This is a genomic window from Clostridium bowmanii (assembly GCF_018861315.1).
Lineage (GTDB): Bacteria > Bacillota > Clostridia > Clostridiales > Clostridiaceae > Clostridium_AD > Clostridium_AD bowmanii.
Map to the genome: position 1 here is coordinate 85838 of NZ_JAHLDL010000003.1, position 15146 is coordinate 100983.

17 protein-coding genes and 1 pseudogene are annotated in these 15146 nt (G+C 31.0%); 7 read left to right on the forward strand and 11 right to left on the reverse strand.

The annotated features are described in order from the left end of the window. Nucleotides 1–309: 309 nt before the first annotated feature. Genes KPL51_RS24450 through KPL51_RS02710 form a run of 3 tightly spaced genes read right to left on the reverse strand, consistent with a single transcriptional unit; the run spans nt 310 to nt 943 of the window. Nucleotides 310–495, reverse strand: coding sequence for a uroporphyrinogen decarboxylase family protein (locus KPL51_RS24450; protein WP_216157400.1), 186 nt, complete (start codon nt 493–495; stop codon nt 310–312). Then, nucleotides 480–662 carry a hypothetical protein gene (locus tag KPL51_RS02705; protein WP_216156976.1) on the reverse strand — a complete coding sequence of 61 codons (183 nt, stop codon included), beginning with the start codon at nt 660–662 and terminating at the stop codon, nt 480–482. The genes KPL51_RS24450 and KPL51_RS02705 overlap by 16 nt, the downstream gene beginning before the upstream one ends. Further along, complete coding sequence (locus KPL51_RS02710; protein WP_216156978.1) at nt 647–943, reverse strand: uroporphyrinogen decarboxylase family protein; 297 nt, start codon at nt 941–943, stop codon at nt 647–649. Before KPL51_RS02710 ends, KPL51_RS02705 begins: the two co-directional genes overlap by 16 nt. 453 nt (nt 944–1396) lie before the next feature. Here KPL51_RS02710 and KPL51_RS02715 point away from each other — a divergent pair, with 453 nt between their 5' ends. Further along, a complete protein-coding gene (locus tag KPL51_RS02715) occupies nt 1397–2191 on the forward strand; it encodes a sodium-dependent transporter (protein WP_224853621.1) in 795 nt (264 codons plus the stop codon). Nucleotides 2192–2331: 140 nt separating this feature from the next. Here the strand turns inward: KPL51_RS02715 and KPL51_RS02720 are convergent, their stop codons facing one another. Further along, the gene (locus KPL51_RS02720) at nt 2332–2586 is read right to left on the reverse strand and encodes a hypothetical protein (protein ID WP_216156981.1); all 255 of its coding nucleotides are present in this window, start codon (nt 2584–2586) and stop codon (nt 2332–2334) included. A gap of 944 nt (nt 2587–3530) precedes the next feature. Between KPL51_RS02720 and KPL51_RS02725 the strand changes: the two genes are divergently transcribed. Together KPL51_RS02725 and rsgA are read left to right on the forward strand one after the other, a co-directional pair. Then, nucleotides 3531–3821, forward strand: a complete 291-nt coding sequence (locus KPL51_RS02725; RefSeq protein ID WP_216156984.1) for a CD3324 family protein — start codon at nt 3531–3533, stop codon at nt 3819–3821. Nucleotides 3822–3929: 108 nt separating this feature from the next. Further along, on the forward strand, nt 3930–4928 hold the full coding sequence (gene rsgA / locus KPL51_RS02730) for a ribosome small subunit-dependent GTPase A (protein ID WP_216156987.1): 999 nt from the start codon (nt 3930–3932) through the stop codon (nt 4926–4928). A gap of 153 nt (nt 4929–5081) precedes the next feature. Here rsgA and KPL51_RS02735 read toward each other — a convergent pair whose 3' ends face one another. The 4 genes from KPL51_RS02735 to KPL51_RS02750 all read right to left on the reverse strand — a co-directional run bounded on the left by KPL51_RS02735 (nt 5082) and on the right by KPL51_RS02750 (nt 8418). Beyond that, on the reverse strand, nt 5082–5474 hold the full coding sequence (locus tag KPL51_RS02735; protein ID WP_216156991.1) for a VOC family protein: 393 nt from the start codon (nt 5472–5474) through the stop codon (nt 5082–5084). Nucleotides 5475–5585: 111 nt separating this feature from the next. Continuing rightward, nucleotides 5586–6383 carry an alpha/beta fold hydrolase gene (locus tag KPL51_RS02740; protein WP_216156994.1) on the reverse strand — a complete coding sequence of 266 codons (798 nt, stop codon included), beginning with the start codon at nt 6381–6383 and terminating at the stop codon, nt 5586–5588. Nucleotides 6384–6602: 219 nt separating this feature from the next. Next, nucleotides 6603–7364: a DeoR/GlpR family DNA-binding transcription regulator gene (locus KPL51_RS02745; RefSeq protein WP_216156997.1), complete on the reverse strand. Its 762-nt coding sequence runs from the start codon at nt 7362–7364 to the stop codon at nt 6603–6605. Nucleotides 7365–7425: 61 nt separating this feature from the next. Further along, entirely contained in the window at nt 7426–8418 is a 993-nt protein-coding gene (locus KPL51_RS02750; protein ID WP_216157000.1) for a Cof-type HAD-IIB family hydrolase, read from the reverse strand. Between the two features lie 187 nt (nt 8419–8605). Here KPL51_RS02750 and KPL51_RS02755 point away from each other — a divergent pair, with 187 nt between their 5' ends. The 3 genes from KPL51_RS02755 (at nt 8606) to KPL51_RS02765 (ending at nt 10659) form a co-directional block, all read left to right on the forward strand. Then, the gene (locus KPL51_RS02755) at nt 8606–9124 is read left to right on the forward strand and encodes a pyruvate formate lyase family protein (protein ID WP_263628183.1); all 519 of its coding nucleotides are present in this window, start codon (nt 8606–8608) and stop codon (nt 9122–9124) included. Nucleotides 9125–9185: 61 nt separating this feature from the next. Next, nucleotides 9186–10079: an SDR family oxidoreductase gene (locus tag KPL51_RS02760; protein ID WP_216157003.1), complete on the forward strand. Its 894-nt coding sequence runs from the start codon at nt 9186–9188 to the stop codon at nt 10077–10079. After that, nucleotides 10009–10659 (forward strand): transaldolase family protein, encoded by a 651-nt coding sequence (locus KPL51_RS02765; protein ID WP_216157007.1) that lies wholly within the window; start codon nt 10009–10011, stop codon nt 10657–10659. Before KPL51_RS02760 ends, KPL51_RS02765 begins: the two co-directional genes overlap by 71 nt. A gap of 196 nt (nt 10660–10855) precedes the next feature. Here KPL51_RS02765 and KPL51_RS02770 read toward each other — a convergent pair. Beyond that, nucleotides 10856–12008 (reverse strand): annotated as a pseudogene (locus tag KPL51_RS02770) (pyruvate formate lyase family protein); the annotation flags it as partial. 140 nt (nt 12009–12148) lie between these two features. Between KPL51_RS02770 and KPL51_RS02775 the strand changes: the two are divergent. Further along, nucleotides 12149–13435 (forward strand): MFS transporter, encoded by a 1287-nt coding sequence (locus tag KPL51_RS02775; RefSeq protein ID WP_216157010.1) that lies wholly within the window; start codon nt 12149–12151, stop codon nt 13433–13435. A gap of 82 nt (nt 13436–13517) precedes the next feature. On the opposite strand, the gene KPL51_RS02780 is transcribed toward KPL51_RS02775, so the two are convergent. Both KPL51_RS02780 and KPL51_RS02785 read right to left on the reverse strand, forming a co-directional pair. Beyond that, nucleotides 13518–14720, reverse strand: a complete 1203-nt coding sequence (locus KPL51_RS02780; RefSeq protein ID WP_216157013.1) for an EAL and HDOD domain-containing protein — start codon at nt 14718–14720, stop codon at nt 13518–13520. Between the two features lie 219 nt (nt 14721–14939). After that, complete coding sequence (locus KPL51_RS02785) at nt 14940–15101, reverse strand: hypothetical protein (RefSeq protein WP_216157016.1); 162 nt, start codon at nt 15099–15101, stop codon at nt 14940–14942. Nucleotides 15102–15146 lie beyond the last annotated feature (45 nt).

A 15146-nucleotide genomic window follows, 5' to 3' on the forward strand; every position in this document is an offset into this window, starting at 1 on the left:
TCCAGATATTAGAGTCTTTCAATTTAAAAGGTGTAGTTTTAATACAGCGATGTCATATAAACAAAAGTTCCTTACTATTTTCTAATAAATCTACTAGAGCATCGCCATATGTAAACTGCTTATCATATACTATAGGTTCTGATTGTATAAAGCCCATTTTTTCTAGGGCTGTGGAGGTTTTTCCGCAAATATGAATTATGTTATGTTTTAAATTTTTATGAATGGTGCCGTCATCTAAATTTTTCTGAATGATTCCATTATTTAATTTTCCCTTAGTGATTACATTATTTAAAATTTGCTGAACTGTTTTTAATATATTAATTCTGCTTCTAATACAGAATGTATACGTCCCTTAGTAAAATTAATTTCCTCAATATTCTTTAATTCTTCTACGTTATTAAAAGCATATTTATTAACTCTTGGGCCTACTTTTTCATCTCCAAGTTTTATATCTGCACCTAGGGCTTCTGCTTCTACTGTTACGCAAAAGGTAATCTACATAAACTATCATTATTATGTTTTTTCATTTCTATAGATAGTTTTACCATATCATTAATGTTTTTATGTAAGTCTGAGAATTTTAATTTTAATTCTTCAATAATTTCTTCCGGTATTTGTTCAAAATTATCCCCAGCACATTTAAAATTTAATTTATTTTCCATATCGTCCTAAACTTAAATTCACTTCCCATAGCCTCAGGTATTCCCTGAAGTCCTGGTCCAACACCTATGCTATCTGGTCTAAATGTTTCAAAACTCCTTATTGCTACATCTATAATTACTTCCTTTGAAAAATTGTGTTCTTTAATTGTATGCCCAAAAAGCGGTGCACAAGCTTCCCCTAAAAATGGACTACAAGGAATTCTATCAATTTCTTTTCCAGCTGAGAATGCTTCCATTCTTTCCCTTGGTGTCATTTCATCTGGCTTTATAACTTGGTTCATTTTAACTCCTCCTCCGAAAATTGTAAGACTAAACATTTTTATAATTAGAAAGGTTAGTTATACCCTTTTACATTCCTAGAATAAATACATATAAATTTTACACTCTCCTATAATCATATGCAAATTGGTTTATCAAATAGGTTTTAGCTCATCTATAGCTATATTAAATATGTAAATAATTCCATAATGTGTCTTAAAATTCACAATTAATTTTAGATCAAATATTTTGTAATACTTAGTTTTATTTTATGTTGACTTAACATTTTATACGTGATATTTTGTTAAAGGCATGAAAAGATAAGAATGTTTTGTAAACACTAAAAATAATTTATCATTTATGAATTTGTCTGGTAACGTTGACACCTTACTACTTTTACTCAAATATATGTCTATCTTTTTTAAACAGAGCTCCATCACGGGTACGGATAACTGTTTAATTAAATGTAAAAAGGAGTGATTTATAATGTCAGAGAAAAAAAGCGAGAGATCTTTTCCTCAGGATTTGCAGTTTTTTTCGCAACATTGGGTTCAGCAGTCGGTTTGGGTAATATATGGAAAGTTCCCTATTTAACAGGGGTCAATGGTGGAGGAGCTTTTCTATTAATATATGTTTTATGTGTAGCCTTAGTTGGTATTCCAATTATGGTATGTGAATTTTACATAGGTAGGAAATCAAGAAAAAATGCAGTAGGAGCTTTTGAAGAGCTAAAGGCTGCTAAAGGTTGGAAAAACATCGGCTTTATAGGTGTAATTTCAGCATTTCTAATTATGTTTTTTTACAGTTGCGTTGCAGGCTGGGTTTACTCCTATGTTTTCAAAGCAATAAAGGGAGATTTTTCAGGGGTTACCTCGGCTACCTCCTCAGCAAAATTCATGTCAACACTAGTTGGACCAATTCCTCCACTTATATGGCAGTTTATATTTCTTGTAGTAGTTTCTCTAGTTTTAATTGCAGGAGTTAAAAATGGAATTGAGAGACTAACAAAAACACTTATGCCTGTATTATTCATACTAATTCTTGTATGTGATGTAACAGCATTAATGCTTCCAGGCGCATCACAAGGATTAAAATTTTTATTCCATGTGGATTTTTCACAGATAAATGGAGCTGTTATATTAACTGCACTCGGTTTAGCATTTTTCAAACTGTCACTGGGAATGGGGATAATGATTACCTATGGTAGTTATTTTACACAGAACAATAATATGATAGCAACCTCAGTAAGAGTTGCACTATCCTACTTATAATTGTTTTCTTAAATTCAATAGGAATAATTAAATTATAAATATAATTTAATCAAGCTAAATAACACACTGCCACACTCTATCATTTATTTTAGAGTGTGGCAGCCTACTATAGTTATGACCTTTATAATTTGGCAGATATCTTAGCTTTCCTCTACCTTCTCAATATATTCAACATTTTTCAACTCTTCTAAAGCATCTTCTACTGATATATCGTCTAAGATTCTACCATAAAGAATTACACCTTTATTGACATCCTCATCCCACTCAAAATCAGTCATGACCTCATTAATTCCTAAATATTCACCCATAGTATTTGCACTAATATTAGATCCTCTATAAGTATCAAGACCCTCATCTGATATTATAATTTCGTATATTTTATTATTTATTGGCATAATCTTTCCTCCTTATCGTTATATTTAACATACTAAATATAATGTTCTACAGAGTTCTAAAAATATACATATATCTTTTATTTAAACCCATTCTAATTTTATTTCAAAAATGCCTTTTGGTTTATTATTACATATTTTTTAAAAATATATTCATTTTCAATATCTCTCACTTCACCACACCTTTTAGGAAAAAACAATTATAATAATTCTTTAACTTGAGAATACAATTCTAAATATGTCATAATATAGCTAACCAGTAATCTAGTGAAAGGAGATGATTAGATTGATTATAGCTAGGAGGTGGCTTTTGACCTAAAAAAGTTAAAAGTTTACCATTAAATATGAGGTATTTAGCAATTTATATTTGGTAACTACTTCAGAAGAATGTAGGGAGGCATATCGCCTCCTTATATATGACCTTACCACTTATCACTGGGATACCAATTTTTATTGACATAAAAAGGTTTTTAAACTAAAATAAAATTGTGTGAATAATCAATTTAAACAGAAAATAATTTAGATGAAGGAGATGTTGATATATGATAAATTTAATTATAGCTTTTGAGGTGCTCCATCAATAACTGAATATTATTCGAAGGCAGTATAACCTTTTGTAGAGAAGTTTTTATTTTATCTATAAAATATGAAATTGGGATTATTAATCCTTTATTTTGTGTGCTTTCGAAATCTAATTAATAACCGTCATCTGAAACGTTAAATGAATTTAAAGTTTGGCAGAATGCACGAAGTTATCGTGTTTTTTTTATTGCCTTTTTTAATATTCCCGTGGATGGTTTTTATGTCCACGGGATTTTTCTATAGAAAAATAAATAAGATAATGATTCACAATTATTATCTCTAAAAATAAATACAGGAGGTGGTTTCAATGCAAATTTCTAAAACACTATTAAATACTATTGAAAATAAAGAGGAGGAATTTAATATTGTGTTACAAAAATGGGAAAGATGTTCTACCAGAAGCTCTTTTAAAGGAGCTGCAGAAATATATTCAAGGAGAAATTATATATATTCCAAAAGAGGATAATATGAGGAAGGCTTGGGGTGAAAATAATGGCACTCGAAAACTTCTAAGAAAACGTAATATGGAAATATATAAATTTTATAAAAGTGGAACTACAATTACTAAGCTTACAGAATCTTATAATCTATCAGAAGATAGCATTAGAAAGATAATTTTTAATATAAATAATGAAAATTTAAAAATAAATGCATAGGAGAGGATATCTATATATAGTTTAAAACAATTAGGCTGGGAAGAATATTATAAAGAAGAAATTTATAACAAAGAGGATAACTCATCTTTAAAAGATACTACCACTTTTATGGAAGAGTGTTATTCAGTAGCAAGAGTTTTCGGTGAGCATAAGAATATTTACAGGGTTTATACAGAGCTTGGCGAAATGATGGCTGAGGTATCCGGGAAACTAAGACACGCAGCAACGGACCAACAGGAATTTCCATCTGTAGGAGACTTTGTAGTCGTAAGTCTTCGCTTCTCCGAAATGAAGGCCACTATTCACAAAGTATTCCCTAGAAAAAGTAGATTTTCCAGAAAAGTCGCAGGCACTAACACTAAGGAACAAATTGTAGCTTCAAATATAGATACAATTTTTCTTGTTAATTCCTTAAACAAGGATTTTAATGCCAGAAGAATAGAGCGATATTTAATCATGGCCTGGGAAAGCAATGCAAATCCAGTTATTCTGCTTAGCAAAGCTGATTTATGTGAAGATTTAGCCGAAAATTTAAGACAGACAGTAAGAGTGGCTGCGGGAGTCCCTATCCACGTAATAAGTACCGTTAATAATCGTGGTATGGATGATTTAAATCAATATCTGAAGCCCGGTACAACCATTGCACTACTGGGTTCTTCAGGTGTTGGAAAATCCACCTTGCTTAATTATCTTGCAGGAGAAGTGGTTCAAGAAACAAAGGAAGTTCGCGCATACGATGATAGAGGAAGACATACTTCAACCTCTAGAGAGATGTTTATTTTAGATAATGGTGCCATTATGATAGATACCCCAGGAATGAGAGAACTTCAGCTATGGGGAGGCGGTGAGGGCATAAGTGAAGCTTTTGAAGATATAGAAGAATTGAAAACTCAATGTAGGTTCTCAGATTGTAGTCATAAAAAAGAACCAGGTTGTGCCATAAAACAAGCTATCGAAGATGGCCTTATGGATGAAAAAAGATTTAAAAGCTATGTAGCATTACAAAAGGAAATATTAATGATTGAAAAAAAGCAAAGTAATATAAATAGAACTATTGGGAATAAAAAAAGCAAAGTCTATATAGACCATAAGTATCGTGGGCTTTAATTGCGATGTTTTTGCCACACTAAAAAAAAGGATCTGTAAGACAATATAGAGGATCTGGTCATATAAAAACTGCCTTATCTATTTAAAGATAAGGCGGTTTTTAATTGTATTATAACAGAATAATCCTAGAATGTTATGAACATATTAATCGTTTTATTCAGCAGTTATTTCAACTTTCATCCTATCTGGGTCTTCAAAATACACAGCATAATAATCTGGTCCACCTGCATAAGGATGTTTATTTTCATATAAAATTTTAACACCCCTTAGTCTTAACTTTAGTGTAACTTCATCTACAAATTCTTTGCTCCCACCATTAAAGGCGATGTGGTTTAATCCCGCTCTACATCTATGATAAGGGATATCTAAAAACTTTTTCTCAACTTGAACAAATACAATATAGGTTTTCTCTAAAATATAACTTATACCCTGTTCCCAATTCTGATATTCTTTATAACCCAATTCATTTAATAGCCATCCCCAAAACTCTTTACTTTTATTTAAGTCTTTAACATAAATTTCAATATGATGTAATGTTCCTTTCATAGTAACCCCCTTTTTTCCTATGCCATATAATACAAAGTTGTATATATCGTATTTATTTGATTTACACAGCATATTACAAAGATGTGACTTAACATTAATTATAGACTATAATCATAATTCACAAATGAAATTGCTTATTTCTTTGTTAACATCATCATAGTTATCCGCATTAGAAAAATGGGATGCCCCTTTGATGATATGCAACGGATAGCCCTCTTTTTTTGACCATGCTTCACAATATTGCTTCACTTTTGCCGTTTTATCATATTCACCTAGCAAAATCAGAACAGGAAAATCAAAATGTATTGATTCTTTTCTGTCAAAAACTCTACCATAGGCTATACCCATTTGTTTAACAATTTCAGCCTTACTCAAAGGCTCAAGCATTTTAATTATCATATCATAGGCATATTGTGTTTTTGAAACCGATTTTGCCATACTATTGCGTAACATTTTATTAGTAAATAATTTTGCCATCGGTTCAACCAATTTTAAACACCATCTGTCTAATGCAGAATAGTAACTCAATCCTAGTGGTGTTGTATCTAATGCTATAAAAGCACTCACTTTGTCTGGATACCTTATTCCAAATTCCTGACTTGGGTATCCACCCATTGACATTCCAACTAATATAACCTGCTTAATATTCTCAGCATCAAGTATTAATTTTAATTCTACTGCGGTATTTTCATAAGAAAAGTTGGTATAAGGACGAGACTTTCCATGTAGAGGGACGTCCCATGTGATGATAGTATATTTCTTTGAAAAATAATCAACTTGTTTTTCAAACATAATATGATTTGCCGTTAACCCATGTGTAAAAACAATGCACCTAGCATTATTATCTATATTTCTATTTATCCAATAATGTGTTGCACCACGTTCTGATTTTATACTTTTATGTTCCACAGTTCATTTACCTCACTTTCCAAAATATAAATAATACTTAATTGACTAAATCAAACAACCGAGTACTAAATAATTATAACTTAAATTTCAAGTATAAGGAATTAAATCACCTGAAAATTGGTGATTTATTTTCAAAACATTAGAATTTCTTAATCAAATTTCCAGCTTCGAATTCGTATTACAAGGCCCGCATGGTAATTTTCATACTTTCTCTACATTCTAGATAATCTCTATGCTCATTTCTTCTAATTCTTCACAAATTTTCTCATCTGGCCTTTCGTCTAAAATAATTGCGTCCACATCATAAATATCTGCAAATTTATAAGTACCATCATATTGAAATTTCTTGTTTTCCATAACTAGATAAACTTTTTTTCCTGAGTGAATAATGGCTTTTTTTGTATTACCATCTTCCATATAAAATGTTGTTACACTTTTATCAAACATGTTTACTCCACAACTACCTATAAAGGCTCTATTTACCTTGTGCCGAGATACGCTCTCTATAGCAGTAGATCCAACAAACCCATTTAATTCTTTATTAAACACTCCACCAGTGCCTATTACGTCTACATGGTCACACTTTGAAAAGGTTCTAAAAATATCAATCATATTGGTTATGACTATGAGTCTTTTATTGCCTTTTGCGATTTTCTCTGCAATTAATATATTTATAGATGATATGTCTAAAAAAATTGTCTCCATTGGCTTTATAAGTTCGAATGCCTTTTCTGCAATTTTCATTTTTCCCTCTGAATTAATATTCACCCTACTTAAAATATCATTATGTGGAGCGGACTGCCTAAGTAATACTGCTCCTCCATAGGTTCTTTTTATAATTCCTCGTTTGCCTAAGGTCTTTAGATCTTTTCTTATACAATCCTCTGTTACATTGAACCTTTTGCTTAGGTCCTTTACAACTACCTTTTCATTTTCATTTAATAGCTGAACTATTTTTTCTATTCTTTCTTCTGCAAACATTACATTTCCACCTCGCCTTATAAAATATGCGTGATTACACTTTAATACAAACTATCATTTCTTATATAGCTTCTTTTTGATTTAGAATAAACTTCTCTATGACATGAGCGACCCCATTGTCCTCATTGCTACAAGTTATATAATCAGCAATCTCCTTGATTTCTGGGAATGCATTTCCCATTGCCACCCCAAGTCCTGCATACTGGATCATCTCTTTATCATTCCCTGAATCCCCTATACAAATTATCTCATGCGGCTTTATTTTGAGTTCCCTTGCAATCTTTTCTAGACCTGTTCTTTTACTAATATTTTTCTTCATAACTTCCACATTGAAAGGTGTTACTTTTGAAACTGTGAAATTTTCTAAGAATTCCTTGGGCAACTTAGACATATCTTTAAATAACTCTCTATTGAACCCCTCTTTAGCTTCAAGTTTATTTTCATCCACTATTATACTTGGAAATAATGATTGCATTTCTTCTACAATACTTAAGTCCTCATTTATTAGCATGATTTTTGTTATTAATGTATCTTTATCTAGATAATTAAAATCCCTGATTTCCAAAGGTATATTATTCGCAATAGCATCAAATTTACTATAATAGCTACTAGAATTTATTAATATACGTTCATCAGAATACATATTCAAAGTTATATGAAGCTTTTTCACCAAATTAAATACATATTTAAACTCATCATAACTAAGCGGATTAGATTGAATTACTTTTTCATTAGTATTATTCATTACAAGTGCACCACTACAAACCACACAGTACTCATCATCATTTACTAAATCTAATTCTTTTAAATACTTCTCTATGCCTTGAATTGTACGCCCTGATGCAATTACAATTTTAATACCTAGTTGTGTTGCTTTTTTAATTGCTAAAATATTTTCCTTAGAAATTTTCTTATTATCATTTAGCAGTGTTCCATCCATATCTATTGCCAATAATTTATACATATAAAAACCCCTTATTTTTGTAAATTCAGTGAATTGTAACAATTTCTCTTGTTCTTTTATCTCTGTTAATATTTTTTCATACTCTTCCATAATGTCATTCCACTCCTAATGTTATGTATATTAAAATAACATACTTACTTGTTATCTATTTGAATTTGCCTTGAATTATAATTTTTTTAATTAGGTATTGAACTTTCCATAATTACATTATACAATAAGATTAAACAATAAACAATGATAATAAACAATAATAAACATGTAAAAAGGAGGTATAGTTTTGACTCGTAATAGAATTCAAATACTGAAAAACCAACTTTTTGAAAATAAAAGAGCTCTTCTATATACAGAAAGCTATAAACAGACTTCAAAAGATTCAGCAATTATTAGACGTGCGAAATCAACCGCCCACATACTTGATAATGTAGAAATGTCTATAAGGGAAGAAGAACTTATAGTTGGTAATAGAACAACAAAACCTAGAAGCGGAATCATCTCTCCTGAAATGGATCCCTACTGGATTAATGATGAACTTGATACATTAGAGAGTAGACCACAAGACCCCTTCATTATTTCAGAGGGAGATAAAAAAATTTATAGGGAAGTTCTTTATCCTTATTGGGCCGGTAAATCCTTAAAAGACTTTATAAATAAAAGACTTATACCTGAAGTAATGGAGCCTGTGGATTTAGATATTTTCAAACTTAATCAGACTGATAAGGGTCAAGGACATATAATTCCCAAGTTCGAAACAGTAAGATCATTATTCCTCATTTCATTTGTGGTTGGTGGTTTGTAATTATAGTTAGTGGTTAGTAATCATGTTTTAATTATTAAAAATTTTAAGATGAGGTGTTAAAATGAAAAAAATATTATTAACAGGTGGAAATGGTTTCTTTTGTACAAGATTTGTGGAGAGATATAAAAACACTTATGAAATTCTATCAACAGATGTACCCATGCTTGATATTACTGATGAAGCCAAGGTAACTGAAACTATTAAAAACTTTAAACCAGATTACATTATTCATGCAGCTGCCGTAGCAAGCACTGAATTTTGCGACAAAAATCCAGAGCTTGCACATAAGATTAATGTTACAGGAGCAATAAACGTTGCTAAAGCTTGCAAACAAGTACATGGTAAAATGATATTCATTAGCTCTGAGCAAGTTTTTAATGGCAATTTAGAGGGAGGTCCATATACCGAAGAATCTACTCCTTGTCCTGATACAATGTATGGAAAGAACAAACTTGAAGCTGAAGACCTATTAAAAGAAGTATTAGATGAACTTTGGGTTGTAAGATTTACTTGGCTTTTCGGTGTTCCTGAACGAAATTGTGGTATGTCACCTAATATACTTTGGGGTACCTTAACTGATATCTTACAAGGTAAGAAAACAAAAGTTACAACAAACGAGTATAGAGGCCTCACTTATGTTCATGAAGTTGTAGACCAATTTCCGATGATCTTTGAAATACCTTATGGTACCTATCATGTAGGAAGTCATAACAGTTTAAACCGTTATGATATCTGCTCTTTAATATTTAAAGAAGTTGGACTAGAACACAGAATAGATGAATTATTAGAAGCAGACACAGAAAAATATAAAGTTCATAATAGAGATATAAGACTATGTACTAATAAAATTAAAAGCTATGGTCTAAAGTTTTCAAAGTCAACAGATGGAATTAAAAAATGCTTACAACTTCTACCCTATGGCAGGAGTTACTACAAACCCAACAATCATTTCTAAAGAAAACAAAAGTTTTTTAAAAATTTTAAAGGGTATCAGAAAAATTATAGGTACTGAGTCAATGCTTCATGTTCAAGCTGTGAGCCTAACTGCTGAAAAAATGGTACAAGAAGCTGAGTATTTAAATAGTGTAATTGGCGGAAATCTTTATGTTAAGATTCCTGTTATACCCGAAGGAATAAAAGCAATAAAAATACTTAAACAAAAGGGTATAAAAACAACTGCTACAGCAATTTTCACGGCGGAGCAGGCTCTTATGGCAGCAGTGGCTGGAGCTTCCTTTGTTGCTCCTTATGTTAATAGAATAGATAATATTAGTGGTGATGGAGTTTGCGTCGTAGCTCAAATAGTTCAATTATTTGATCAATATAATATAGATGCTAAAGTTTTAGCTGCTTCTTTTAAAAACGTTCAACAAGTACATAATGTAGCTCTTGTTGGTGGACACTCTGTAACTGTAAATCCAGAGATACTAGATGCAATGCTTGCACATCCTCTTACCGATTGGAGTGTTAATCAATTCGTAAATGATTGGGAAAGTGTATATGGAATAGGAAAAACAACTTTAGATGTTGAATAACTAGAGTTTAAGCCTAAAAAAGGTGAAGAAACTAAGATTCTTACAGAAGGCACAGATGAAAAAAAATTGTGAATGCACTAGTAAGCCTTATAGAAAATAAGTTTGTCGAAGAGTAGGTTTGGCAAACTTAATCCTCTAATAAAAAACCAACCTGTAATAAAAATTACAGGTTGGTTTTTTATATCCAATGCTTTTACTATATTACGTGTTCGGTACGTTCAATTATGTCATCTTGAGTTTGTTTTGATAATACATTGAAGAAGGCACTATAACCTGCCACTCGCACAATCAAATCTCCATGGTCTTCTGGATGCACTTGTGCATCTAATAAAACTTCTCTGGATACAACGTTATATTGAACATGAAAACCCTTCAATCGGTTAAAGAAAGTACGTATGAGCATAATAAGTTTCATCCTATCTTCCTCTTTTGCAAGCATTTGTGGATTAACCTTTTGGTTTAGAAGCACGCCCCCTGTAATTTTATCAGTAGGTAATTTGGATACTGATTTAAACACAGATGTGGGACCATTTTTATCCATAGCATGACTTGGTGAACAACCCTCAGCAAGTGGAGTGTGCGCCTTACGTCCATCTGGTGTAGCCGTTGTAGAAGCTCCCTGTGGAACATTTGCAGAGATTGAAGAAGTTCCAGCATAATAAACTCCACCAATAGGACCACGTCCATACCTTGTGTTGTGATATTTACTAATCTCATCAATATATACTCCATAAGAATCTTTTAGTAGCAGGTCGATATAGTCCTCATCATTGCCATATTTGGGTGCACCACTTATTAAAGCATCTTGAATATGCTTACCCGTGTCACCTTCAAAGTCACTTATCAAAGCTTCCCATAACTGAGTAGGGGTAAATATCTTACAATACACATTTTTTAATTGCAGCAAGAGAGTCTCCAAGATTTGCAATACCAACCTGTGGACCGCTAATAAAGTCATAAACTGCACCACCCTCTTTTAGAGTTAAGCCACAATCAATGCAATCATCAACTAGTGAAGAACATAAAATATCCGCAGCATCTTTCTCTAGTACAGTATCTGCACAACTATCAATAATAACACTTTGACGTGTAAATTCACGGATGATTTTATCCCAAGCAGCAAGCACCTGATCAAAGCTTTTCATATCTCTAAAGTGACCAACCCCCTGGCATACTCTAATTCCACTATCAATATCAACCCCATCATTTAATGCAATCATTAAGCTCTTAGCAAAGTTTAAGAAACTCATACCTGTGCATCGATAGCCCCACTTTCCAGGTATAGCTACCTCTACGCAGCCAATGACACTGTAATTATAAGCATCTTCTTCTGCAACACCTTTTTCAATATGTTTAATTCCTATAATATAGAAAATATTCAAAAATATATTGTTAATACATATTGCATTTATGAACAACGTTCACTATAATATATGTATAGATAAAATTTTTTATTTAACAATAAATATTTTTTAAAGGAGTGATCAATTTGAAAAATAAGAAATTCACAATTCTGCCCATATTTTTCACAGTATTTTTAGACCTACTGGGTCTTGGCATTGTAATTCCTATATTACCTGCAGTTTTATTAGATCCACGTTCAGCAATATTACCTGTTAGCTATGTTTTTTCAACAAGGACCTTAATATATGGATTCTTAATAGCCTCTTACCCTTTAGCTCAATTTTTTGGTGCACCTATTTTAGGTTCTTTAGCAGACCAAAAGGGAAGAAAAAAGCTATTAATAGTTTCACTAATTGGGACCTTTATCGGTTATGTTTTATTTGCTCTTGGAATAGTCTATAGTAATATTTTTCTTTTATTTATTGGTAGACTCTTAGATGGCTTTACTGGTGGTAATATCTCTATTGCACAATCTGCTATAGCTGACATTAGTACTCCAGAAACAAAATCTCGAAATTTCGGACTTATTGGTATGGCTTTTGGTTTAGGCTTTATTATCGGACCTTATGTAGGCGGAAAACTGGCAGATCCTTCTATAGTAAGCTGGTTTACCTATGCTACACCATTTTGGCTTTCTGTTATACTGACTTCAATAAACATATTGCTAGTTCTATTGTACTTTCCAGAAACTTTAGTTAAAGCAACAAAAGCAACTAAAGTTAGCGCACTTACTGGGTTTAGGAATATTAAAAAAGCCTTCGCATATAAAGATTTAAGAACTATGTTTTTAGTTGCCTTTCTACTAACTGTAGGTTTTAATTTCTTTACTCAGTTTTTTCAGGTATTTCTAATAGGTAAGTTCAAATTTAATCAATCAAGAATAGGCGATTTATTTGCTTATATGGGAATATGGATTGCAGTAGCTCAAGGTGTGTTTTTACGTCCACTATCTAAAAAATATAAGCCTATGAGCATCTTAAGTATTTCCATAATATTATTAGCTTTAACCTTCCCACTACTTTTAATACCTAATAAAGCTATTGGAATATACTTAATAATACCTTTTATAGCTATATTTCAAGGACTTACTCAGCCAAACAGTACAGCCATTATTTCTAATTTGGCAGACAAGGATAAACAAGGAGAGATCTTAGGCATAAACCAATCTATTTTATCCCTTGCGCAAGCTATCCCTCCTATTATTGCAGGCTTTGTAACTTCTGTAAGTTTAAATCTACCTACAATATTTGCAGCCGGAAGCACTTTACTTGCATGGATTGTCTTTAGAGTATTCTTTATCAAAGAACAAAAACTTAAAAATGTAGATATTATAGATACTGCTATAGATATGGATACCGCACCTGAAGAATAAAATATGCTTAAATAAAAAATATGTTTTTATACGCAAAAAAAGGTATATATTACGCGTAATATATACCTTTTTTTCTTTTTTATTAAATTGTTGTATAGAAAATAGCTTCATAATATGCATTGGGTAATGAATTCTCATCTATATTAAGGTCCCTTGAAACTTTTGATACCTCATCCCAGTTTCCATTTTCATAGGCTATAATTAAATTTAATAATTTACTATAGCCATTGTTACTAACTCCATTTAAAGCATCCTTTAAATCAATTGGTATTAATAATTCCTGAAGTATTTCATCTATTGGTCTATCTAAAAGCAAATCTATCAGAGATAACATTCCTAATAAATACGCATTGAAAGGGTTTATTTTCTTCTGGGTTTTACCAGCAATTATTTCTGCAAACTTTGCTCTAATTAAAGAATTAATAGTTAAAATCTCAGGCTTATCTTGTCCCATATTCTTAAAAACCATTAAATATAACCACTTTTTTATTTCTTTTTCTCCAAGCAGCGCCAATGCTTGTTTCATTGATTTTATTTCACTTATAAAACTATAACTGGCAGAGTTCATAAGCTTTAATAATTTGAAAGATAAAGATACATCCCGTTTTATTAAATTTTCTATGCCCTCAATAGCAAAATTACTACTAGTAATTTCTTTCAATAATCTCATATAGATAACTTTATTTTCTGACATTCTTTTTCCCAAAATCATTGTGGGTTTACTAAAATAAAATCCTTGGAAGTATGAATATCCAAAAGAAACTGCTTCATTATAATCTTCCAGGGTCTCAACTTTTTCTGCAAGAAACTTTATATCTTCACAATTTACTAGTTCAATTACTTTTCTTCTTTCGTGTCCTTTAGTGGTTTTAAAATCCACTTTAATAATATCTGCTATTTCTATAAGTTTTCTATATCTGTCAGAATATACGAAATCATCTAAAGCTATAATATAACCCTGTGCTTTTAATGTTTTACACAGGTCTAATATTTCCTCTGTAGGCTGCACATCCTCTAATATCTCAACTATCACTGATTGAGGATTCAAAACCTGAAATATATCAGATTTTAATATATTTTCAGTGAAATTAATAAAAGCTTTTTTACCCCCTGTTACTTTTTCAATTCCTATATTTACAAAACTATTCTTTATAACCGCCATTGTTGCTTTATCGCCATCTTCACTTTGGTATATATTTTTTTCACTATCTCTAAATAGTAATTCATATCCAAATAATTTATTAAATCTATCAAGTATGGGCTGTCTAGCTAAAAAAACTTCCATGTTATCCCCCTAGTAATTTCATTTTTTTATCACTATATGTTATTTTGCAAATTACAGCCTCCTACGCGGTAGCGCCTAATTTCCAAATGGCCTCTCAAATATTTTAATTGCTAATACCTCAATTATACATTTATTTATATTATTTTCTACTAATTCCATTATACATATATTTACATCCTTTTGCAATATTTTATATAAATTAACACATATTTTTTATTTTTATAAATTTGAATAAAATTTTGATTCAAAAGTAGATTTTCTATCACAAAAATCCTCATCCTGTTCAATTGTGTAGAAGTCTTTATTATTTAAATCTATTATATTATAAAAAAAAGTATGTATTAACACAATTTCAATTGCTACTGCAACTGCCTTTTGCACAATACATACTTTCTATATTTTCTAATCACAAAGAATATAATAATT